At 67.6% G+C, this 21,934-nt stretch carries 20 protein-coding genes; 12 read left to right on the top strand and 8 right to left on the bottom strand.

Translation table 11 applies throughout. The annotated features are described in order from the left end of the window. The first annotated feature begins 100 nt into the window (after positions 1-100). From H556_RS0114615 to H556_RS0114600, 4 genes are all read left to right on the top strand, one after another. Positions 101-2,938, top strand: a complete 2,838-nt coding sequence (locus H556_RS0114615) for a TonB-dependent receptor (RefSeq protein WP_024355154.1) — start codon at positions 101-103, stop codon at positions 2,936-2,938. 201 nt (positions 2,939-3,139) lie between these two features. Further along, on the top strand, positions 3,140-4,567 hold the full coding sequence (gene lpdA, locus H556_RS0114610; RefSeq protein ID WP_024355153.1) for a dihydrolipoyl dehydrogenase: 1,428 nt from the start codon (positions 3,140-3,142) through the stop codon (positions 4,565-4,567). Positions 4,568-4,703: 136 nt separating this feature from the next. After that, positions 4,704-5,792 carry a DUF5694 domain-containing protein gene (locus tag H556_RS0114605; RefSeq protein ID WP_035303174.1) on the top strand — a complete coding sequence of 363 codons (1,089 nt, stop codon included), beginning with the start codon at positions 4,704-4,706 and terminating at the stop codon, positions 5,790-5,792. Between the two features lie 99 nt (positions 5,793-5,891). After that, complete coding sequence (locus tag H556_RS0114600; RefSeq protein ID WP_024355151.1) at positions 5,892-6,683, top strand: SDR family oxidoreductase; 792 nt, start codon at positions 5,892-5,894, stop codon at positions 6,681-6,683. Here H556_RS0114600 and H556_RS0114595 read toward each other — a convergent pair. The 4 genes from H556_RS0114595 to fsa form a co-directional block, all read right to left on the bottom strand. Beyond that, positions 6,670-7,716 carry a pepsin/retropepsin-like aspartic protease family protein gene (locus H556_RS0114595; protein ID WP_162140918.1) on the bottom strand — a complete coding sequence of 349 codons (1,047 nt, stop codon included), beginning with the start codon at positions 7,714-7,716 and terminating at the stop codon, positions 6,670-6,672. The genes H556_RS0114600 and H556_RS0114595 overlap by 14 nt on opposite strands. 84 nt (positions 7,717-7,800) lie before the next feature. Then, complete coding sequence (locus H556_RS0114590) at positions 7,801-8,730, bottom strand: tyrosine recombinase XerC (RefSeq protein WP_024355149.1); 930 nt, start codon at positions 8,728-8,730, stop codon at positions 7,801-7,803. Continuing rightward, positions 8,712-9,428 carry a DUF484 family protein gene (locus H556_RS0114585; protein WP_024355148.1) on the bottom strand — a complete coding sequence of 239 codons (717 nt, stop codon included), beginning with the start codon at positions 9,426-9,428 and terminating at the stop codon, positions 8,712-8,714. Before H556_RS0114585 ends, H556_RS0114590 begins: the two co-directional genes overlap by 19 nt. Positions 9,429-9,453: 25 nt before the next feature. After that, a complete protein-coding gene (gene fsa / locus H556_RS0114580) occupies positions 9,454-10,107 on the bottom strand; it encodes a fructose-6-phosphate aldolase (RefSeq protein ID WP_003166309.1) in 654 nt (217 codons plus the stop codon). Positions 10,108-10,137: 30 nt separating this feature from the next. On the opposite strand from fsa, the gene H556_RS0114575 reads away from it, so the two are divergent. Continuing rightward, the gene (locus H556_RS0114575) at positions 10,138-12,300 is read left to right on the top strand and encodes a primosomal protein N' (protein WP_024355147.1); all 2,163 of its coding nucleotides are present in this window, start codon (positions 10,138-10,140) and stop codon (positions 12,298-12,300) included. 176 nt (positions 12,301-12,476) lie between these two features. Here H556_RS0114575 and H556_RS0114570 read toward each other — a convergent pair whose 3' ends face one another. Both H556_RS0114570 and H556_RS0114565 read right to left on the bottom strand, forming a co-directional pair. Then, positions 12,477-13,265, bottom strand: a complete 789-nt coding sequence (locus H556_RS0114570; protein ID WP_024355146.1) for a glutaminyl-peptide cyclotransferase — start codon at positions 13,263-13,265, stop codon at positions 12,477-12,479. 26 nt (positions 13,266-13,291) lie between these two features. Continuing rightward, complete coding sequence (locus tag H556_RS0114565) at positions 13,292-14,119, bottom strand: TerC family protein (RefSeq protein WP_024355145.1); 828 nt, start codon at positions 14,117-14,119, stop codon at positions 13,292-13,294. A gap of 332 nt (positions 14,120-14,451) precedes the next feature. Here H556_RS0114565 and H556_RS0114560 point away from each other — a divergent pair, with 332 nt between their 5' ends. From H556_RS0114560 to H556_RS0114540, 5 genes are all read left to right on the top strand, one after another. Then, positions 14,452-15,006, top strand: a complete 555-nt coding sequence (locus tag H556_RS0114560; RefSeq protein ID WP_024355144.1) for a F0F1 ATP synthase subunit delta — start codon at positions 14,452-14,454, stop codon at positions 15,004-15,006. A gap of 67 nt (positions 15,007-15,073) precedes the next feature. Then, positions 15,074-16,606: a F0F1 ATP synthase subunit alpha gene (gene atpA / locus H556_RS0114555; protein ID WP_024355143.1), complete on the top strand. Its 1,533-nt coding sequence runs from the start codon at positions 15,074-15,076 to the stop codon at positions 16,604-16,606. 37 nt (positions 16,607-16,643) lie between these two features. Beyond that, entirely contained in the window at positions 16,644-17,513 is an 870-nt protein-coding gene (locus H556_RS0114550) for a F0F1 ATP synthase subunit gamma (protein WP_024355142.1), read from the top strand. Positions 17,514-17,550: 37 nt separating this feature from the next. Further along, complete coding sequence (gene atpD, locus H556_RS0114545; RefSeq protein ID WP_024355141.1) at positions 17,551-19,071, top strand: F0F1 ATP synthase subunit beta; 1,521 nt, start codon at positions 17,551-17,553, stop codon at positions 19,069-19,071. Positions 19,072-19,074: 3 nt separating this feature from the next. Next, a complete protein-coding gene (locus H556_RS0114540) occupies positions 19,075-19,344 on the top strand; it encodes an ATP synthase F1 subunit epsilon (protein WP_003167474.1) in 270 nt (89 codons plus the stop codon). 99 nt (positions 19,345-19,443) lie between these two features. Here the strand turns inward: H556_RS0114540 and H556_RS0114535 are convergent, their stop codons facing one another. Further along, the gene (locus H556_RS0114535) at positions 19,444-19,920 is read right to left on the bottom strand and encodes an RNA pyrophosphohydrolase (RefSeq protein ID WP_024355140.1); all 477 of its coding nucleotides are present in this window, start codon (positions 19,918-19,920) and stop codon (positions 19,444-19,446) included. 78 nt (positions 19,921-19,998) lie between these two features. On the opposite strand from H556_RS0114535, the gene H556_RS0114530 reads away from it, so the two are divergent. Continuing rightward, complete coding sequence (locus tag H556_RS0114530; protein ID WP_024355139.1) at positions 19,999-20,394, top strand: hypothetical protein; 396 nt, start codon at positions 19,999-20,001, stop codon at positions 20,392-20,394. A 35-nt stretch (positions 20,395-20,429) separates the two neighbouring features. Here H556_RS0114530 and H556_RS0114525 read toward each other — a convergent pair whose 3' ends face one another. Further along, complete coding sequence (locus H556_RS0114525; protein ID WP_024355138.1) at positions 20,430-21,404, bottom strand: ABC transporter ATP-binding protein; 975 nt, start codon at positions 21,402-21,404, stop codon at positions 20,430-20,432. 188 nt (positions 21,405-21,592) lie between these two features. Between H556_RS0114525 and H556_RS0114520 the strand changes: the two genes are divergently transcribed. Continuing rightward, complete coding sequence (locus H556_RS0114520) at positions 21,593-21,883, top strand: hypothetical protein (protein ID WP_024355137.1); 291 nt, start codon at positions 21,593-21,595, stop codon at positions 21,881-21,883. The last annotated feature ends 51 nt before the right edge of the window (positions 21,884-21,934 follow it).

Below are 21,934 nucleotides of genomic sequence, written 5' to 3'. Positions count from 1 at the left end.
CCTTTTCGTCAAACCGTCGCTGCCGCGTCGCCGCTGCGCATTAGCCCTCCCCGCCAGAACCGGAGCGCCAGATGCGGCGCCGGGCGTCGGGGACAAGCACATGAAGCTCGGACTTCTTCTCAGCGCGGCGAGCCTGCCGCTTATTTTCGCCGTGACCGCTCAGGCTGCTGATGTGGCGGCTGATGTCGACGCGGCCCCGGCCGCCGTGGCGGCTGTGGCGGGCGACGGTCTGATCGGGCGCGTCGTCAGCGCCGACGGCTCGCCGCTGCCGGGCGTCGAGATCATCGATCGCGCCAGCGGACGCCGCGCGGTCAGCAACAGCCAGGGCGAGTTCAATCTGGGCGGGGTTTCCGGTCAGGTGACGCTGGAGGCGCGCTACATCGGCCTGCCGACCGCGACGCAGACCGTCGCCGCCGCGCCGGGCCGCCTGACCTCGGTCACCGTCATGATGGGATCCGGCGATGCGGTCGCTGTGGCCGACGTCGTGGTCAACGGCGTCATCACCGACGGCGTGGCTCGCTCGCTGAACCAGCAGAAGAACGCCGACGGCACGGTCAACGTCCTGTCGGCCGACGCCATCGGCCGCTATCCCGACCCGAACGTGGCGGAATCGCTGCAGCGGGTGCAGGGCGTCGCCATTCAGCGCGACCAGGGCGAGGGTCGCTATATCAACGTGCGCGGGGCGCCGTCTTCCTTTACGGCCGTGTCCGTCGACGGCGTCGCCATTCCGGCGGTCAGCCCGACGACGCGCGCCGTCGACCTGGACACCCTGCCCAGCGACATCGTGTCGAGCGTCGAGGTCTCCAAGACCCTGATCCCGTCTCAGGACGCCGACTCCATCGCCGGTGCGGTCGAGATCAAGACCCGCTCGCCCTTCGACAAGCGCCGTCTGGCGGTCAGCGGCTATGCAGGCGGCAGCTATAACGACTACGGCGGCTCGGACACGCGGGCGGGCGCGACGATCTCCAACGTCTTCGGCCCGGACCAGACCTTCGGCGCCCTGCTGTCGCTCAGCTATTCGGAGACCAACCGTCGCCCCGACAACGTGGAGAACGCCTGGGTCTATGACGAAGATTCCGGCCGTTATCTGATCGAAGAGACGCTGTTCAAGGACTATGAGACCAAACGCACGCGTCAGGCCCTGACCGGCGCCCTGGAATGGCGCCCCGGCGACAATCTGCGGGCCTGGGTGCGCGGTTCATACGCCGAGTTCGAGGACGATGAATACCGCGACACCCTGCGGTTCGGCTATTCGGACGGCAAGATCCAGGCGGGCGCGACCGATCATGCGGCGACCTTCACCGGCGCGCGCATCTACAAGGCGCTGCGTCACCGCACGCAGAACAACCAGATCACCACCCTGAACACCGGCGTCGAGCGCACCTTCGGCAACGGCGCCGTGTGGGATGCGGCCCTGTCGTGGGCCAAGAGCGAGCAGACCTATCCGCATCGTGACGAACTGGTCTTCCGCTCAGGATCGCAGACTCTGAGCTATGACACGAGCGACCATTATCAGCCGACCTATTCGGCCTTCGCCGACCCGAACGGCTATTATCTGAACGCCGCCAACTACAGCTTCCGCGAGAACAGCTTCCGCTCGAATGCGACGACGCAGGAAGATGTGGCTTTCAAGACCAACTATGAGCTGCCTGCCGTCATCGGCGGCCGCGAAGTCACGCTGAAGTTCGGCGCCAAATACAGCACCCGCGACGTGGCGGCCGACGAGGAGCGTTTCCGCGACCGCAACGCCGCTGTCAGCCCCGGCGACATGGGCCCGCTGCTGTCGGGCCGCGAGTCGCAGAACTATGACTACCGCCTCGGCTACAAGCTGGATCACGGTCAGATAGCGGATTATTTCGAGCGTGTTCGCGCGGCGTCGACCAATCCCGATCCGGCCGCGGACGTGCGCCGAATCCCCCAGTCGATCACGGCCGACTACACCGCCAATGAAGATGTGCTGGCGGCCTATGGTCAGGCGCGCTTTGACGTCGGCGCGACCAATGTCCTGGTCGGTCTGCGGGTCGAGAGAACGGACTTCGAGGGCTCGGCGCTCAACGTCCCGGAGACAGGCGACCCGGTGAAGGTGACGGTTCAGCGCGACCAGACCGACTTCTTCCCCAACCTGACGCTGCGCCACAGCTTCAGCGAGCAACTGGTCGGCCGCTTCGCCCTGACGCGGGCCATTTCGCGGCCGGACTATACCGACATCGTGCCGCGCGTTCTGGATACCACCGACAGCGGCCGCACCACCGTGTCGCGCGGCAATCCCGACCTGAAGCCGACCCTGTCGAACAACATCGACGCGGGACTGGAATACTATCTGCGGCCGCTGGGCGTGGTCTCGGCCAACGCCTTCTACAAGGACCTGTCGAACTACCGCTTCACTCTGGTGACCGACGGCGCGCCCTATGAGCCGTCGCCGACGGGAGTAGCGACCATCACGGAGGCGCTCAATGCGCCGAACGGCCACCTGATGGGCATTGAGTTCAACTGGCAGCAGACCTTCGACTTCCTGCCGGGCTGGGCGTCGGGCTTTGGCGCCTTCGCCAACTACACGCTGACGGACGCCGAGATCAAAACCAGCCGGACCTATGGCGGGCGCGACCGCTTCACCCTGCCGGGCCAGTCGGACGCCACCTATAATCTGGCCCTCTTCTATGAGCGCAGCGGCCTCAGCGCGCGGGTGTCCTACACCCATCGCGGCGACTATCTGGAAGCGATCGACGCTGAGAATCCCGGCATGGACCTGTGGGTCGAGGGGCGCGGCCAACTGGACTTCACCGCCTCCTACGACTTCGGCAATGGGGTCGAGGTGTTCGGCGAGGCCAAGAACCTGACCGACTCGGCGGGCGTCCGCTACTACGGCTCGCGCGAGCGGACCTATGAGTATGAGAAGTTCGGCTACAACGTCTTCATGGGCGTGCGCTTCAAATACTGATTGGTCCCAAGCGCTGAAAGCTAGCGGCTGAAACGGAAGGCCGGGCGGCGACGCCCGGCCTTTTGCTTCTCTCGGCATGGCCCCCGCCGGGATCAGGGCCTATATGGACCGTGGCGGTTGACCCCGCCGGGGCTGGCGCTAGTGTCCGCGCCGCTTCTTTTTTCAGCGCCTGCCCGGCGCCCGAACAAGTCAGAGGACCTCATGGCCGACGCCGCTTCCCAGACCTACGACGTGGTGATCATCGGGGGCGGGCCGGGCGGCTACAACGCCGCCATCCGCGCCGGACAACTGGGCCTGAAGGCCGCCCTGGTCGAAAAGCGCTCCACGCTGGGCGGCACCTGCCTGAACGTCGGCTGCATGCCGTCGAAGGCCCTGCTGCACGCTTCGGAACTGTATGAGGCCGCCAACAACGAATTCGCCGGCATCGGCATCGATGTGAAGCCCAAGCTGAACCTGGCCCAGATGCACAAGGCCAAGGACGACAGCGTCGAGGCCCTGACCAAGGGCATCGAATTCCTGATGAAGAAGAACAAGGTCGACGTGGTGAAGGGCTTCGGCCGCATCGCGGGTCAGGGCAAGGTCGAGGTCGAAGCCGAGGGCGGCGCCAAGACTACGCTCGAGACCAAGAACATCGTCATCGCCACCGGCTCCGAGCCGACCCCGCTGCCGGGCGTCGATTTCGAGGACGGCAAGGTCATCGACAGCACCGGCGCCCTGTTCCTGCCCAAGGTTCCCAAGCATCTGATTGTCATCGGCGCGGGCGTCATCGGCCTTGAGCTCGGCTCGGTCTGGCGTCGTCTGGGCGCTCAGGTCACGGTCGTGGAGTTCCTCGACAAGGTCGGCGCGGGCATGGACGGCGAAGTCGCCACCGCCTTCCAGCGCGGCCTGACCAAGCAGGGCATGACCTTCCGCATGGGCACCAAGGTCACCGGCGCCAAGACCTCCAAGGACGGCGTTGAACTGACGCTGGAGCCCGCCCAGAAAAGCGAAAATGGGGGCGGCGAGGCCGAAACCCTGAAGGGCGACGTGGTGCTGGTCGCCATCGGCCGCCGCCCCTACACCGCCGGTCTGGGGCTGGAGACGGTCGGCGTCACGCCGGATCAGCGCGGTTTCATCGCCAACGATCACTTCAAGACCTCGGCGCCGGGCGTCTGGGTCATCGGCGACGTGACGCACGGCCCGATGCTGGCCCACAAGGCCGAGGAAGACGCCGTGGCCGTGATCGAGCTGATCGCGGGCAAGCCGGGCCACGTCGACTATGACCTGGTGCCGTCGGTCATCTACACCGGCCCGGAAGTGGCCTGGGTCGGCAAGACCGAAGAGGCGCTGAAGGCCGCGGGCGTCAACTACAAGAAGGGTAAATTCCCTTTCGCAGCCAACAGCCGCGCCAAGATCAACCACGAGACCGAGGGCTTCGTGAAGGTTCTGGCCGACGCCGCGACGGACAAGGTTCTCGGCGTCCACATCTATGGCCCGCAGGCGGGCGAACTGATCGGCGAAGCCTGCATGACGATGGCCTTCGGCGGCGCCTCGGAAGACGTGGCCCGCACCTGCCACCCGCACCCGACCCGCTCGGAAGCCTTCCGTCAGGCGGCCATGGGCGTCGAAGGCTGGACGATGCAGGCGTAAGCCTTTCCGGGTTTTCCGGCTGAAATCAGAACGGCGCGTCCTGCATGGGGCGCGCCGTTTTCGTTGCTGAAACTTAACTTGTCGGCGCCTGAGCCTGCCTTCAGTTTTCCCGCGCAACAACGGGAGCGAAGGTGAAATGATGCGTCTGGCGATCGGATTGACGGCGGCGACCTGGGCGATGATCGGCTCCGTCGCCACGGCGCAGGACTATCGCCCCACCTTTCATCCGGACCAGTTGAAAGGCCCACCGGCGGGCGCCTTCAATGAGGTTTTGGTGCTGGGTTCGCCGCACCTGTCCGACCTGCCGGACAGCTTCCGCGCCGAACAGCTTCAGCCGCTGCTGATGCGGCTGGAGGCCTGGCGGCCGACCGCCATCGCCGTCGAAAACCTGTCGGGCCTGCAGTGCGACTTCATGCGGCGCTATCCGTCCCGCTATGCGGAATCGGTCGAGGCCTTCTGCTATGACCCGTCCGACGAAGGCCGGGCGCTGGGCATGGACGTGCCGACGGCCAACGCCGAGGTCGAGCGTCTGCTGGAGGCCTGGCCCAAGGCGCCGACGGCGGCCGATCGACGACGTCTGGCGGCGCTCTTCCTCGCGGCGGGAGAGCCGGGTTCCGCCTCGGTGCAATGGCTTCGTCTGCCCGCCGCGGAGCGGGTGGCGGGCGACAGCCTGACGGCGGAAATGGCGGCTGCCCTGGACCGCCGGATGACCCGGAAGAACGAGGTCGACCTGGTCGCGGCCGTATTGGCGGCGCGGCTGGGGCATGAGCGCCTGTGGGCGGTCGATGATCACACGGCGGACTCCGCAACCCGGCCTGACGAGGAAGAGGCGCAGGCCAAGGCCATCATGGCGGCGTGGGACAATCCCTATGTCCAGGCGCGCAGGGACGCAGACCAGCGGCTGTATGTCGACCTGGAGCGCCCGGACGGCGTGCTGAACATCTATCGCGGCTACAACACGCCGGACACGCAGATGGTCGTCTATCGTTCGGATTTCGGCGCGACCCATGTGGAGCCCTCGCCGCAGGCGTTCGGGCGCCGCTATCTCGGCTACTGGGAGACGCGCAATCTGCGCATGGTCGCCAATATGCGCGACGTGCTGGGACGCTATCCGGGCACGCGGATGCTGACCATCGTCGGCGCTTCTCACAAGGGCTACTACGAAGCCTATCTGAATCAGATGCACGACGTGCGGCTGGTCAGCTCGGATGAGGTGCTGCGCTAGTTTCCTTCCCTCGCGCGCGACTTTGGTCGACGGGCCTCGCAATCGGCCGCGCCTGCGCCCATGTCAGCGGCCAAAGCTTCTTGAAGCAGGGGAAACAGCATGGACCTTCAACTCACCGGCAAGCGCGCCCTGATCTGCGGCGGCTCCAGCGGACTTGGCCGCGCGGTGGCGACGGCCCTTGTGGCCGAGGGCGCGCATGTGGCGCTCCTGTCGCGCGATGCGGTCAAGCTGCAGGCCGTGGCCGATGACCTGAACGCCATGGGGCCGGGCCGGGCGATCATCGCCCCCGCCGATCTGGCCGATCACGACGCCCTGCTCAAGGCGGTGGACGTCGCCGAGGAAGGACTGGGCGGGCCGATCCAGATCCTGCTGAACAACACCGGCGGGCCGCCGCCGTCGGGCGTGGCGGGGCTGGACCCGGCGCTGTGGCGCGAGCAGTTCGAGGCCATGGTGCTGTCGGTCTTCCGTCTGACCGATCGGGTGATGCCGGGGATGCGGTCGATGGGCTGGGGCCGGGTGCTGAACGTCGCCTCGACCAGCGTGATCGAGCCGATCGGGACGCTGGGCGTGTCCAACACCCTGCGCGCTTCCGTGGCGGCTTGGGCCAAGACGCTGGCGGGCGAGGTCGCGGCCAATGGGGTGACGGTCAACACCCTGCTGCCGGGCAGGATCGACACGCCGCGGATTGAGCGGCTGGACGCCGCCCGCGCCGCCGCCACCGGCGTCGAACCAGACGAGGCCCGCGCGGAATCGGTCAAGACCATCCCGGCCGGACGCATCGGCACAACTGAAGAGTTCGGCGCCGTCGCCGCCTTGCTGGCCAGCCCGCTGGCGGGCTATGTGACCGGCTCGCTGATCCGGGTGGACGGCGGAGCGGTCAGGGCGATCTGAGGCCGGGAACGGCGGCGGGCCGCCGCACCAGGCCGCCCAGGGTCACGGCCCCGCGCCCATAATCCAGCGTCACCTGGCTGAACCGGGTCAGGATGTCTGCGCCCAGCAACAGGGCGGGGCGTTCGATCAGATTCAGGATACGAAAGGCGTGAAGATCGCCGAACAGCAGGGGCGTCGGCCCCAGATCGCGCCGCGCCAGCCTTAGATCAGCCACTTCGCCGGACCGCACCAGCAAGGATTGGCCGATCACGCCATAGACGCGCAACAAGGGGCGCTCGCCCCGTCCCAGCCGCGAATCCAGCGCCCGCATGAGCGCGCGATTGCCGATCGAATACTGGGCGCCGCTGTCGATGAAGGCGACGGACGGAACGCCGTCAGCGGCGACCTGAGTCAGGATCAACTGGCTGAAACGTCCCGAGCGGACATCGGTGATGTCCTGGCCCAAGCGGCTGGCCCGCCCGCCGAAGGACAGGCCGCGCCGCACGACGTCCGCGCCCGAGGCCGCCAGCATGACGCGCCGCCGCCGCAGGTCCAGCGTCAGCCGAAAGCGCGACAGCACGTCCAGTCCCAGAAGGCCGTCGGCGCCCAGCAGCCCAGAGGGAAAGACCGGCAGGACAAGGTCGGCGAAACGCCGCCCGGAAAAGGCTAGATGCGGCAGGCGTACGGTCGGCGTCATCTGGGCGGCGGTGATGCCGTGCACCAGGACGGGCGGGCCGGGGGAAAGGTCCAGCGCTTGCGCCAGCCGGTCGGAGACCGCGCTGCGTTCCGCGCCCGTGTCGATGACGAACAGCGCCTTGCGCCCGTTCAGATCGACCTCGACCCCGATGCGCGTCAGAAGGTTCGTCAGCAGACGCGCCTCGGCGTCGGGCGGCGGCGGACCCGCCGCCTCCTGCGGCCAGGCGGGCGCGGCCAGCAGAAGCCCGGTCTGGGCTAGCAAGGTCTGGGCTAGCAAGGTCTGGGCCAGCAGGGTCAGGGCCGCTCGACGGCTGGACGTGAGGCGATCAGACTTGGGAACGAGAATCGGTCTGCGCACGCGGGTGAACTCCCGTTCCACGATCGATCCCCAAGGAGGAAACTGGCGCCTTTTCGAAGCGCTGAACAGTCCGCCTTCAGACGGTCACCCGCGCGGGTGGGCTTGGGCGTAGGCCGCCAGCAGGCGGGCGGCGTCGACCTGGGTGTATTTCTGCGTCGTCGACAGGCTGGCGTGGCCGAGCAGTTCCTGAATCGAACGCAGGTCGGCGCCCGCCCCCAGCAGATGGGTGGCGAAGCTGTGCCTCAGCGCATGGGGCGTGGCCGAGGCGGGCAGGCCCAGCCGTCCGCGCAGCCGCTGCACCGTCGCCTGCACATGGCGGGCGCTCAAGGGACCGCCGCGCCGTGCGCGGAACAGGGCCTGATCGGCGTCGATGACGAAGGGCTGCAGCGCCAGATAGGCGTCCGTCGCCTCGCGCACCTGCGGCAGGACGGGGACCATCCGCGTCTTGTCGCCCTTGCCGGTGATGCGAAGGCTGTCGGGCAGGGGGGCGTCAGACCGCTTCAGCGACAGGGCCTCGGAAATCCGCAGACCGCAGCCGTAGAGCAGGGTCAGGACGGCGCGGTCGCGCGCGGCCTCCCACGGCTCCATGTCGGGATCAGCCTCGGGTTCGTGCAGCAGGCCCTTGGCCTGATCCTCAGTGACCGGGCGGGGCAGGGACGGCTTGACCTTCGGCCCGCGCACCAGGGCCAGCTGCGGCGTCGCCACGCCCAGGCGCCGGTCGAGAAAGGCATGAAAGCCCCGGATGGCGGCCAGCGTCTGGCTGAGCGAGCGGGCGTTCAGCGGGCGATCCCCGCTGCGGCGCTCGGCCAGATGGGCGCGCGCCTCGGCCGCCGTGACCGAGCCAAGATCAGCCGCGCTCTGCGGCCCGCCGCGATGGCGCTCCAGAAAGACCAGGTACAGCCGCCCGATGTGGCCATAGGCCTCCAGCGTGCGCGACGAAAGGCGTCGCTCATGGGCCAGATGCTCCAGCCAGGCGGCCAGAGCGTCCTGCGAGGTCAGGCTTCCAGCGGCCATCGCTCGGCCATGCGTTCGACGACGCGGGCGACAAAGGCCACCAGTTCACAGCCCATGGCGGGGGTGAAGCCGTCGTCCTCGCTCGAGCCGAAGGCGCACAGGGCCGCGCGCGGCGCCTCATCGCCGGGGGCGTTCAGGCTCATCCGCACCAGGGCGACCGAGGCGACTTCGCCCTCGGCCGGTCCGAACAGGCCAAGGCCGGTGAAGTTGGGGCCGAGCCAGTGCAGGCCGTCCTCGCCCAGCAGGGCGTCGACGCGGCCCGGCTCCAGCGCCTTCCAGCCGAAGGGGACGGCGCCCGGCTTCTCGATCGCCACGGCGGCGCCCGCCAGACCGAACCGGCCCTGCGCCACGGCGTCCAGTTGCCGCGCCAGTTCGGCGTGGGTCTGGGCCTCCATCAGGTCGAGGGCGGCGACGTGGGTCTGGGTCTGGGCGGCGAAATTGGCGCGGGCGATCTCTTCGATCAGCTTGCGCGCGCCCGCCTCGCGCTGGGCCACGGCCTCCAGCCGCGCCAGGGCGGCGCGGCCGAAGTCGACGACGTTGCGGCCGCTGGCGGTCAGGCCCAGCTCTTCCAGCAGGGCCCGGTCGTCAAGCAGGTGTTCGGCGTGATCTTCCAGCCAGGCGCGCACCTGCGGCCAGTGCAGGCCAGATAGGGAAGGATTGGCCGCCGGGTCGGCAGAGAGGTCCAGGGAAGTGCTCAAGCGGGACCTCTCATCGGGTCAAAAATTACAAAATGGACTGACCGGTCTTGCCCCAGTCCGCCAGAAACGCATCCAACCCTTTGTCGGTTAACGGGTGCTTGACCAGGGCCTTGAAAACGTCAGCCGGGATGGTCGAGGCGTCGGCGCCGGCCAGCGCAGCGGCGGTCACATGGTCCGCATTACGCACCGAGGCGGCCAGGATTTCGGTGCTGAAGTCGTGGATGTCGTACAGGGTGCGGATGTCTTCCAGCAGGCCCACGCCATCGGCGCCGACATCGTCCAGACGACCGACGAAGGGCGAGATGAAGGTCGCGCCCGCCTTGGCCGCCAGCATGGCCTGGGCCGCTGAGAAGCACAGGGTGACGTTGGTCTTGATCCCCTTGTCGGCGAAGGCGCGGGTGGCGCGCAGCCCGTCCCACGTCAGCGGCAGCTTGACCACGACGTTGGGGGCGATGGAGGCCAGCTTGTCGCCCTCCTTGACCATGGTCTCGAAATCGGTGGCCACGGCCTCGGCCGAGATCGGCCCCTCGACCAGGGCGCAGATTTCAGCGATGACCTCGGCGATGTTGCGACCCGACTTGGCGATCAGGCTAGGATTGGTGGTGACGCCGTCCACCATCCCGGTGGGCAGCAGGTCCTTGATGACGGCGACGTCGGCGGTGTCGAGGAAGAGTTTCATGTCCGGGGTTCTACCCCTTCGGGAGCACAGGTGAAAGTCGCCTCCGTCCTCATACCCCTGCCGGTGCCGGAAGCCTTCGACTACGAAGTCCCCGAGGCGCTGTCGGTCGCGCGCGGCGATCAGGTCGCCGTGCCTCTGGGCCCGCGCCTGATCCGGGGCGTGGTGGCCGAGGTGTTCGAGACGACCGGCTCCAATCGGCGGCTGAAGGCGGTCGAGCAGGTGCTGGACGATCCGCGCCTGCCGGAACGCACGCTGGACTTCGTCGAATGGGCGGCGCGTTGGACGCTCAGCCCGCCCGGCGAGATGGCGGCGACGGCGCTGAAGGGGCTGCGCGCGCGCCGGCCCCGGCCCGAGCGGCGGGTGCGGCGCGTCGAGGGGCGCAGTCCGGCACGTCCCACCGCCGCGCGCACGGCGGTGCTGGAGGCTCTGGGCGCGCGATCCATGCCCGGCCCCGATCTGGCGCGGGCGGCGGGCGTCTCGTCCGGCGTGGTCAAGGGGCTGGTCGATGAAGGCGTGCTGGAGGCGTTCGAGGTCGAGGCCGTCGCCGCCTTCGACCCGCCCGACCCCGACTATGCGCCCGCGACCCTGAACCCCGATCAGGCGGCTTCGGCAGCGGCCATCGCCGAGGCCGTAGCGGCGGGCGGCTTCGCCCCCTTCCTGCTGGACGGGGTGACGGGCTCGGGCAAGACGGAAGCCTATCTGGAGGCGTCGGCGCAGGCGCTGCGGGCCGATCCGACGGCGCAGGTGCTGATCCTGCTGCCCGAGATCGCCCTGACCCAGGCGGTGATCGAGCGCATCACCGCCCGCTTCGGCGTCGCCCCGGCGGAATGGCATTCCGGCGTCGCCCCGCCGCGCCGTCGACAGGCGTGGGAGGCGGTGATCGCCGGGCGCTGCAACATCGTCGTCGGCGCCCGCTCGGCCCTGTTCCTGCCCTACGCCAACCTGCGGTTGGTGGTGGTGGACGAGGAGCACGACGGCTCTTTCAAGCAGGAAGAGGGGCTGGTCTATCACGGCCGCGACCTGGCCGTGGCGCGGGCGCGGATCGAGGGGGCGACGGTGGTGCTGGCCTCGGCCACCCCGTCGCTGGAGACGCTGTGGAACGCTCATCAAGGCCGCTATCGCTGGCTGAAGCTGGCGGCGCGGCACGGGGCGGCGGTCCTGCCGGAGATCGGCCTGATCGACCTGCGCGAATGCCCGCCCGATCCGCAGACCTGGCTGTCCGCACCTTTACGCGAGGCCATCGGCGAGACCCTGGCGCGGGGCGAACAGAGCCTGCTGTTCCTCAATCGGCGCGGCTATGCGCCGGTGGTGCTGTGCCGCGCCTGCGGGCATCGGCTGACGGCGCCGGACACGGATTCCTGGCTGGTCGAGCATCGCTACACCGGGCGGCTGGTCTGCCATTTGACCGGCTTCTCCATGCCCAAGCCCAAGGCATGCCCGTCATGCGGGGCCGAGGATTCCCTGGTGCCCGTCGGGCCGGGGGTCGAGCGTGTCGAGGAGGAGGTGCGTCAGCTCTTCCCTCAGGCGCGCACGGCCGTCTTCAGCTCGGACACGGTGCCGGACGGCAAGTCGGCCCGCGCCCTGATACAGAGCATGGCCGACGGCGAGATCGACATTCTGGTCGCCACCCAGGCTGCGGCGAAAGGCCACAACTTCCCGCGCCTGACGTTGGTCGGGGTGGTCGATGCGGACTTAGGGCTTCGCGGCGGCGACCTGCGCGCGGCCGAGCGCACCTATCAACTGCTGGCCCAGGCCACGGGGCGGGCGGGGCGGGCGGATCGGCCGGGCCGCGCCCTGCTGCAGACCTGGACGCCCGAGCATCCGGTGCTTCAGGCGCTGGCGGCGGGCGACCGTGACGCCTTCGTTGAAGCCGAGATGGCCGAGCGTGAGGCCGCCTCCCTGCCGCCGCACGGCCGTCTGGCGGCGCTGATCCTGTCCAGCGAGAACGCCATGGCGGTCGAGAAGGTCGCTCGCGACCTGGCCGAGGCCATCCCCAACGCTGAACGGCTGGAGGTCTATGGCCCCGCCGACGCGCCCCTGGCCCTGGTGCGCGGGCGGCGCAGGAAGCGGCTGCTGGTGCGGGCCGATCGAGATGTGAACCTGCAGGCCTTCCTGCGCGCCTGGCTGGCGCGGGTGAAGGTTCCGGGGGCCGTCAGGCTGACGGTGGACGTGGATCCTTATAGCTTTTTGTAGGGTGCTCTTTTTAAGGGGCGCTATCGCTCGCCGCGCGGCGGCTCGCTGCTTGAGCGCGCTCTTTTAATCCGCTCACCCCGGCGGACGCCGGGGCCCAGTGAGAGCCTCAGGCGCGGTCGTTTGCAGCCAAAGGACTGGATCCCGGCGTCCGCCGGGATGAGCGGAAGAGGGCCGCCCTACCTCGGCCCGGTCAGCCTGATCTCGAACAGGCTGGGCCAGTTCTTTCCGGTAACGAACAGACGGCGGTTCTGCGCGTCCCAGGCGATGCCGTTCAGCACGTCGTCGAGCGGGTCCTTGATCTGGTCTCTCGGCAGCAGACCGGTCAGGTCGATGGCGCCGACCACCCGCCCGGACGCCGGGTCGATGCGGACGATGTAGTCGGTCTGCCAGACGTTCGCCCAGACCTCGCCGTCGATCCATTCCAGCTCGTTGAGCTTGCGCAGCGGGCGGCCGTTCAGAGTGACGGCGATACGCCCCGTCTCGGCCTGGGTGTCGAAGTCGAGAAAGCGCAGGGTCGCCGATCCGTCCGACAGGATTAGCCGCGTGCCGTCGTGGGTCAGCCCCCAGCCTTCCCCCGCATAGGCGAAGCGGGAGACGGGCTTCAGGTCGTCCGCATCCCAGATGAAGCCGACTCCGTTGACCCATGAGAGTGAGAAGACGCGGCCGTCCTTCTCGGTCAGGCCCTCGCCGAAATACTCGGGATCGAGTTCGTGACTCTGAAGCACGACGCCGTCCTCCAGCCGCACGCGGCGGACGCTGGACGGGTTGCGGCCGGTGCTCTCGATCAGCACGCCGTCGCGGATGACCAGGCCCTGGGTGAAGGCGGTCGGGTCGTGAGGGAGGGTCCGCACCACCTCATGGCCGTAGACCGGAACCGGCGTGGGCGCGGGCTGAGCGGAGGGAGATGCGGGGGCCGGCCCCGGCGACTGCGCCGCCGCGGACGCGGGAAGCGCCAGCAGAAGCATCGCCAGGACCGGCCCGATACGCACGTTTAGACGCCGGGCTCGGCGGATTCAGCCTTGTTGAGGGCGGCTCTGGCGGCCTCCTCGGCCTGAGTCTTTCTGATCTTGGCGTTGCGCGACCACATGTTCAGACCCTCGACCAGGGCCGAGAAGGCCATGGCCGCATAGATATAGCCCTTGGGCACATGGACGCCGAAGCCGTCGGCGATCAGCACCGCGCCGATCATCAGCAGGAAGCCCAGGGCCAACATGACCACGGTCGGGTTCTTGTCGATGAAGTCGGCCAGAGGATCGGCCGCTAGCAGCATCACGGTCACGGCGGCGATGACGGCCACCATCATGATCGGCACGTGCTCGGTCATGCCCACGGCCGTCAGGATGGAGTCGACCGAGAAGACCAGGTCCAGAATGATGATCTGGAAGATGGCTGCGCCGACGTTGTTGATGACGACGTCCTTCTTGTTCTTCTCCAGCATGTCGTTCGACGGGGTGGTGTCGACGGCGTGGTGGATCTCCTTGGTGGCCTTCCACAGCAGGAAGAGACCGCCTGCGATCAGGATAAGGTCGCGCCAGGAGAAGGAGGTGTCGAAGGTCTCGCCGTGGAAGCCCAGGTCGAACACGGGCGTGGTCAGGCCGACGATCCAGCCGATGGTGGCCAGCAGGCCCAGGCGCATGATCAGGGCCAGGCCGATGCCGATGCGCCGCGTGCGCTGGCGGTGCTCGGGCGGCAGTTTGTTCGACAGGATCGAAATGAAGATCAGGTTGTCGATCCCCAGCACCACCTCCATGACCACCAGGGTCACAAGGGCCGCCCAGGCGGCAGGATCGGTCAACAGCGGGGTTATGCTCTCAAGCATCGGGGTTCCTGATGGAGGTTAAGACTTTTCCGGTAACGGGAGCGTGAGTACGCATCAAGCGATCTGAAGCGTCGTCATCGTCGCAGGCTCGGTTGGCGGTTCCAGCTAGACCGGTTCATCTTCGACCAAAGAGAGCGCGGGTGCGGCGTTATCGTTCCGCGCCCCTTGGTTGCGGCTTGCGGCCTTGCATGGTATCAGCCGCGCGGCTTTAGCGAAGGGCGTATCGAAAGATGCGTCCCCAGCGTGCTTTCTTAAAGCATATCAGGCCCTTGGCTGGCGCAGGCGACTGCGGCCGGTCTTGCGACAATCGCTTCAGACGCGGACCAATATAAGTGGCGGACGATTTCAGGACGACGGAAGTCGGCGGACGGTATGCACAGGCGCTGTTCGACCTGGCGGATGAGACGGGGGCGCTGGACGCCGTGCGCGCCGATCTGGCTTCGCTCAAGGCGGCCTGGATCGACAGCGCCGACCTGCGCCGTCTGGCGACCTCGCCGCTGATCTCTTCGGATGATCAGGCCAAGGGTCTGGCGGCCATCGCCGACAAGGCGCAGTTCACGGCCACGACGCGCAACTTCCTGGGTCTGCTGGGTCAGAACGGCCGCGCGGCGGATCTGCCGGGCGTGATCGCCGCCTTCGAAGCGCTGTACGCCAAGAAGACGGGCGTGGTGGCCGCCGAGGTGGTCTCGGCCATGGCCCTGAGCGCCGCCCAGACCAAGAAGATCCAGAGCGAGCTGCGCGCCGCCCTGGGCCGCGACCCCGAACTGACCGCCCGCGTCGATCCGTCGATCCTGGGCGGCCTCAAGGTCAAGGTGGGCTCGAAGCTGTTCGACGCCTCGCTGAAGACCAAGCTCGACCAGATGACCTTTGCGCTGAAGCGCGCCTAAGCCCCGAATTCCAGTTTAAGCCGGGCCAGCGGGCCCGCACCGAAGACGAAAGCCGAAAGAGCCAATCATGGATATCCGCGCCGCCGAAATCTCGGCCATCCTCAAGTCGCAGATCGCCAACTTCGGCGTGGAAGCCGACGTTTCCGACGTCGGCCAGGTGCTGTCGGTCGGCGACGGCATCGCGCGCATCCACGGCCTGGACAACGTCCAGGCAGGTGAAATGGTCGAGTTCACCAAGGCCGGCGTGAAGGGCATGGCCCTGAACCTGGAGCGCGACAATGTCGGCGCCGTGATCTTCGGCGCGGACGCCGCCATCGCCGAGGGCGACGACGTGCGCCGCCTGGGCGAAATCGTGGACGTGCCGGTCGGCAAGGGCCTGCTGGGCCGCGTCGTCAACCCGCTGGGCGAGCCGATCGACGGCAAGGGCCCGATCCAGTTCACCGAGCGTCGCCGCGTCGACGTGAAGGCCCCCGGCATCATCCCGCGCAAGTCGGTTCACGAACCGATGCAGACGGGCATGAAGGCGATCGACACCCTGATCCCCGTCGGCCGCGGCCAGCGCGAGCTGATCATCGGCGACCGTCAGGTCGGCAAGACCGCCGTCGCCATCGACACCATCCTGAACCAGAAGACGGTCAACAAGTCGGACGACGAGTCGGCCAAGCTGTACTGCATCTACGTCGCCATCGGCCAAAAGCGTTCGACCGTGGCCCAGATCGTCAAGACCCTCGAAGAGTCGGGCGCGCTGGAATACACCATCGTCGTGGCCGCCACGGCGTCGGAACCGGCCCCGCTGCAGTTCCTGGCCCCGTTCGCCGGCACCGCCATGGGCGAGTATTTCCGCGACAACGGCATGCACGGCCTGATCATCTATGACGACCTGTCCAAGCAGGCCGTGGCCTACCGCCAGATGTCGCTGCTGCTGCGCCGTCCGCCGGGCCGTGAAGCCTATCCGGGCGACGTCTTCTACCTGCACTCCCGCCTGCTGGAGCGTTCGGCCAAGCTGAACGAGGACTACGGTTCGGGCTCGCTGACCGCCCTGCCGATCATCGAAACCCAGGCCAACGACGTGTCGGCCTACATCCCGACCAACGTGATTTCGATCACCGACGGCCAGATCTTCCTGGAATCGGACCTGTTCTATCAGGGCATCCGTCCGGCCGTGAACGTCGGCATCTCGGTGTCGCGCGTCGGCTCCTCGGCTCAGATCAAGGCCATGAAGCAGGTCGCCGGTTCGATTAAGGGCGAGCTGGCCCAGTATCGTGAAATGGCCGCCTTCGCAAAGTTCGGTTCGGACCTCGACGTCTCGACCCAGCGCCTGCTGGCGCGCGGCGCCCGCCTGACCGAGCTGCTGAAGCAGCCGCAGTATTCGCCGCTGGCCGTCGAAGAGCAGGTCGTGTCGATCTACGCCGGCACGCGCGGCTATCTGGACGGCATCGCTGTTTCGGACGTCGGCCGCTTCGAGAGCGAACTTCTGGCCCGCGTTCACGCCAGCCACGCCTCGCTGCTGGAAGGCATCCGCACCAAGAAGGCCCTGACGCCCGAGCTGGAAGCCGAGCTGAAGGACATCCTGGCGGCCTTCGCCAAAACCTTCGCCTGATCGTTCGGCCCTGTAGTCAAAGGAAGAGCAGAGCCGGATGGCTAGCCTCAAGGAAATGCGCGATCGGATCGGAAGCGTCAAAGCGACGCAGAAGATCACGAAAGCCATGCAGATGGTCGCCGCGGCCAAGCTGAAGCGCGCCCAGGAGCAGGCGGAGAACGCCCGCCCCTATGCGTCGCGGATGGCCTCGGTCATCGCCAACCTGGCGGCGGGCGTCGGCGACGACGGCCCGCGCCTGATGACCGGAACCGGCGCCGACCAGAAGCACCTGGTCGTCGTCGCCACGGCCGACAAGGGTCTGGCGGGCGGGTTCTCGACCAACGTCATCCGCGCTGCGCGCGATCACATCAACAGCCTGATCGCCAACGGCAAGACGGTCGAGATTGTCGCCGTCGGCCGCAAGTCGCGCGACCAGCTGACCCGCCTGTTCGGCGACCGGGTCGTCAAGACTTTCGAGTTGAGCGAGCACAAGACGGTGGGTCTGCATTCGGCCCAGCCGATCGCCGAACTGCTGGCTGAAAAGTTCGAGGCGGACGAGGCCGACAAGGTCACCCTCTTCTACAGCCAGTTCAAGTCGGTGATCTCTCAGGTCCCGTCGTCGCGTCAGCTGGCCCCGGCCGAAGTCGACGCCGACGCCTCGGCCGACGCCGGCGCGCTCTATGAATACGAGCCGTCGGAAGAGGACATCCTCGAGACCCTGCTGCCGCGCAACCTGACGACGCAGATCCTGGCCGCCCTTCTGGAAAACCAGGCCGGCTTCTTCGGCGCCCAGATGGCTGCGATGGACAACGCCACGCGCAACGCCGGCGACCTCATCAGCGCCTTGACGCTGCAGTACAACCGTTCCCGCCAGGCCCAGATCACCACCGAGCTGATCGAGATCATCGCCGGCGCTGAAGCGCTCTGATCCCGACACAGCCGACATTCGACACGGATAAACCCCGATGACCGACACCACCGCCCCCAAGAAACCCGCCGCCAAGAAGCCGGCCGCCAAGAAGGCCGCTCCGGCCGCCGCTCCCGTCGCTGTCGCGGGCCAGGGCAAGATCGCCCAGGTCATCGGCGCCGTCGTCGACGTTGAGTTCACCGGCGCCCTGCCTGGCATCCTCAACGCTCTGGAAACCCAGAACGTCGACCAGAAGACGGGCGAGCCCTTCACCCTGGTCCTGGAAGTCGCCCAGCACCTGGGTGAGAACATGGTCCGCACCATCGCCATGGACACGACCGAAGGTCTGACGCGCGGCCAGGCCGTCGTCGACACCGGCAAGTCGATCATGGCCCCGGTCGGCCCCGGCACGCTCGGCCGCATCATGAACGTCGTCGGCCAGCCGATCGACGAAGCCGGTCCGATCAAGACCACCGAGTTCCGCCCGATCCACCGCGAGGCGCCTTCGTTCGAAGAGCAGTCGACTTCGTCGGAAATCCTGGTCACGGGCATTAAGGTGATCGACCTGATCTGCCCCTACACCAAGGGCGGCAAGACCGGCCTGTTCGGCGGCGCCGGCGTCGGCAAGACCGTGACCATGCAGGAGCTGATCAACAACATCGCCAAGGCGTACGGCGGTTATTCGGTTCTGGCCGGCGTGGGCGAACGCACCCGCGAAGGCAACGACCTGTATCACGAGATGATCGAGTCGAACGTGAACGTCGCCGGCGGCGGCGAAGGCTCCAAGTGCGCCCTGGTCTACGGCCAGATGAACGAGCCCCCCGGCGCCCGCGCCCGCGTGGCCCTGACCGGTCTGGCCCAGGCCGAATACTTCCGCGATGAAGAGGGCAAGGACGTCCTGCTGTTCATCGACAACATCTTCCGCTTCACGCAAGCCGGTTCGGAAATGTCGGCTCTGCTGGGCCGCATCCCGTCGGCCGTGGGCTATCAGCCGACGCTGGCCACCGAGATGGGCAACCTGCAGGAGCGCATCACCTCGACCAAGAAGGGCTCGATCACCTCGATCCAGGCCATCTACGTCCCGGCCGACGACCTGACCGACCCGGCGCCCGCCGCCTCGTTCGCCCACTTGGACGCGACGACGGTTCTGAACCGCGACATCGCCGCCCAGGCCATCTTCCCGGCCGTGGACCCGCTGGACTCCACCTCGCGGATCATGGACCCGCTGGTGATCGGCGAGGAGCACTACACCGTCGCCCGTCGCGTTCAGGAAATCCTGCAGCAGTACAAGGCGCTGAAGGACATCATCGCCATCCTGGGCATGGACGAGCTGTCGGAAGACGACAAGCTGGTCGTGTCGCGCGCCCGTAAGATCAGCCGCTTCCTGTCGCAGCCCTTCTTCGTGGCCGAGCAGTTCACCGGCTCGCCGGGCAAGTTCGTCGAACTGGCCGACACCATCCGCTCGTTCAAGGCGATCTGCGACGGCGAATACGACCACCTGCCGGAAGCCGCCTTCTACATGGTCGGCGCCATCGAAGAGGCCGTTGAGAAGGCCGCCAAGATGGCTGCGGAAGCCTAAGTCATGGCCGGTAAGCTGAACTTCTCCCTCGTCGCCCCGGAACGCGAAGTCTTCGCCGGTTCGGTCGATCAGGTCGATGCGCCGGGCGTCGAGGGCGACTTCGGCGTCCTGCCGGGCCACGCGCCCTTCATGACCACCCTGCGCGAAGGCGTGGTGACCGTCTATGACGGCGCCCAGCGCCGCCGCTTCGAGGTCAAGGGCGGTTTCGCCGACGTCAACGGCGAAGGCCTGACCATCCTGGCCGAAGAGGCTTCGGAACTGACCGCGAACTAAGGTTCGCGCGGCTGAAACGATCAAAGGCCTCTCGCTCTAGCGGGGGGCCTTTTGTTTTGTTCGTATCTCAAGCCCTCCCCATCGAGGGGGAAGGGAGCGTCAGGAGGCCCACTCTCCGAACGCCCGCACCACCTGCTCATAGATCGGGCGTTTGAACGGCACGATCAGGCTTGGCGCCTCTTCCAGCCTCCCCCAGCGCCAGGCGTCGAATTCGGGCTCCCCGTAGGCGTTCAGGTCGATCTCGTCGTCGGCGCCGGTCAGGCGGAAGGCGAACCACTGCTGCCGCTGGCCTTTCCAGCCCCTCCAACTTTTCGGGCTCGGCAGCCCTTGCGGGAAGTCATAGGGAATCCACTCGGTCGTGCGGCCCAGAAGAGCGATGGATCGCACGCCCGTCTCCTCGTGCAGTTCACGGCGGGCGGCGGCTTCCAGGTCCTCGCCGTCATCGACGCCGCCTTGCGGGAACTGCCAGTTCCACGGCTCGGGCGTGTCGGCGCGGCGGCCGAACCAGACCTGGCCGGCCGGGTTGAACAGGACGACCCCGACGTTGGGGCGATAGAGGGACAGGTCGATGCTCATGCTCCTTCGCATACGCCCCCGCCATGCCGGGGGCTAGGCGTCAACGTCCGGGAAAGGGAGCGCGTCTAGGGTGGCGTCATGGACAGACGTCAACTGATCGGCCTGACTCTGAGCGGCCTCGTATGGGCGGGCGTCGCCCACGCTTCGCCTGAGAAGAGTCGGGGCGGCAAGGGCGGCTATCTGTCCCTGCCCACGGCCACGGCGACCGTTCTGCGCCGCGACGGGCGGCGCGGGGTCATGACGGTCGAGACAGGGCTCGACATCGCCGACGGCGCCCTGATGGAGCGGGCGCGCCTGTCCCAGCCGCGTCTCAGCGCCGTCTATAATGAGGTGGTCCGCATCGCCGCAGAGCGGTTGCTGCCGGACGCGCCGCCGGATGTCGAATGGCTGGTTGTCGCCTTGCAACACGCGACGGGCTCGATCCTCGGCAAACCGGGAGCCAAACTTCTGCTGGGCACGGTGATGGTCGCCTGAGGGCAGGGCGGCGACAGGGCGGCGACGCCCGCGCCTCAGTCCTGCGTCGGATCCGGACGGCTCGTGTCGCCGTAGGTCATGGCCAGGAAGACGTCTTCCAGATCCGGGTCCTCGGTGGCGATGTCCTTGATGGTCACGCCCGCTGCGCGGACGGCCGCCAGCACCTGTTCGACGCTGGATTCGCCCGTGCGATAGGTGACGACGAAGGCCCCGTTGGCGCGCGGGGCGACGGCGAAGCCGTTCAGGGCGGGCAGGGCGTCGGGCGCTGTTTCGGGCGTCACCACGACGTTGCGGGTGTCCAGCCGCTTCAAGAGCTGCTGCGTCGGCTCGCAGGCCACGACCTCGCCCCGGTTGATGATGGCGATGGTGTCGCACAACTCCTGCGCCTCTTCGAGGTAGTGGGTGGTCAGGATCACCGTCACCCCCTCCTCGTTGATCTTGCGGACATAGTCCCACAGCTGGCGGCGCAGCTCGACGTCCACGCCCGCTGTCGGCTCGTCCAGGATCAGGACCGGCGGATTGTGCACCAGGGCCTTGGCCACCATCAGGCGCCGCTTCATGCCGCCGGACAGGGCGCGGACATAGGCGTTGGCCTTGTCCGACAGGCCCAGCGCCGCCAACAGTTCATCCGAGCGGCGCTCGTTCGCCGGCACGCCATAGAAACCGGCTTGAACTTCCAGCGCCTCGCGCGGAGTGAAGAAGACGTCGGCGACGATCTCCTGCGGCACCACGCCCAGGGCCGAGCGGGCGTCGCGCGCCTCATGGTCGATGTCGCGATCCCAGATGCGGACCGTGCCCTCGGACTTGTTCACCACCCCGGCGATGATGTTGATCAGGGTCGACTTGCCTGCGCCGTTCGGTCCCAGCAGGCCGAACATGGAGCCGCGCGGCACCGTCAGGTCGACCCCGCGCAGGGCCGTCTTCGGCGGCGACTTGCGCGAGCCCTTGTAGGTCTTTTTCAGCCCCCTGACCTCGATGGCGTTGACGGGCAGGGCGGGGGCTTGGGTCATGGCGGGGACTTCAACTCGGGCAGTGATGAGCGGACCGCATAGGTAGGGGGCGCGGCGCCGTTCGCCAAGGCGTCGTTGCGATGCGAAGACAAGGCTGCGAGACGATATGTAAAAGTTGCTTGACGGCACGCGTAAGGGTGTCTAGCTTGCTTGTCATAAAGACAACTTCCCTTGGATGAGGACACGCCATGACCACCGCCATCGCTCCCCATAAAGCCATGACCCGCACCCGCCTGATCGGCTTCATCGCCATGGGGTTCTGCGTCGTCGGCTACGCTGGTTTCACTCTCGCTCTGCTGGCGGGGAAGCTGGACTATCTGCCTATGACGCAGGCGGCGATCATCGCCGCCGTCGCTGCTGTCATCGGCGAGATCGGCCTGTGGGTCGGCGCGGGCTGCCTGGGCCTGACCCTGTTCAAGAAGCGCAAGGCCCTGTTCGATCGGGTGATGGGCCGCAAGCCCGCCGCTTCGGACGTTTGACCTGACGGTCCGGTCCGCCTAGGAACGGCGCAAAGCCTTTCCAGACCGGAC

The organism is Brevundimonas naejangsanensis DSM 23858 (assembly GCF_000421705.1).
In the GTDB taxonomy this organism is placed as follows: Bacteria; Pseudomonadota; Alphaproteobacteria; order Caulobacterales; family Caulobacteraceae; genus Brevundimonas; species Brevundimonas naejangsanensis.
This window is presented reverse-complemented; position numbering and strand designations above follow the sequence as displayed.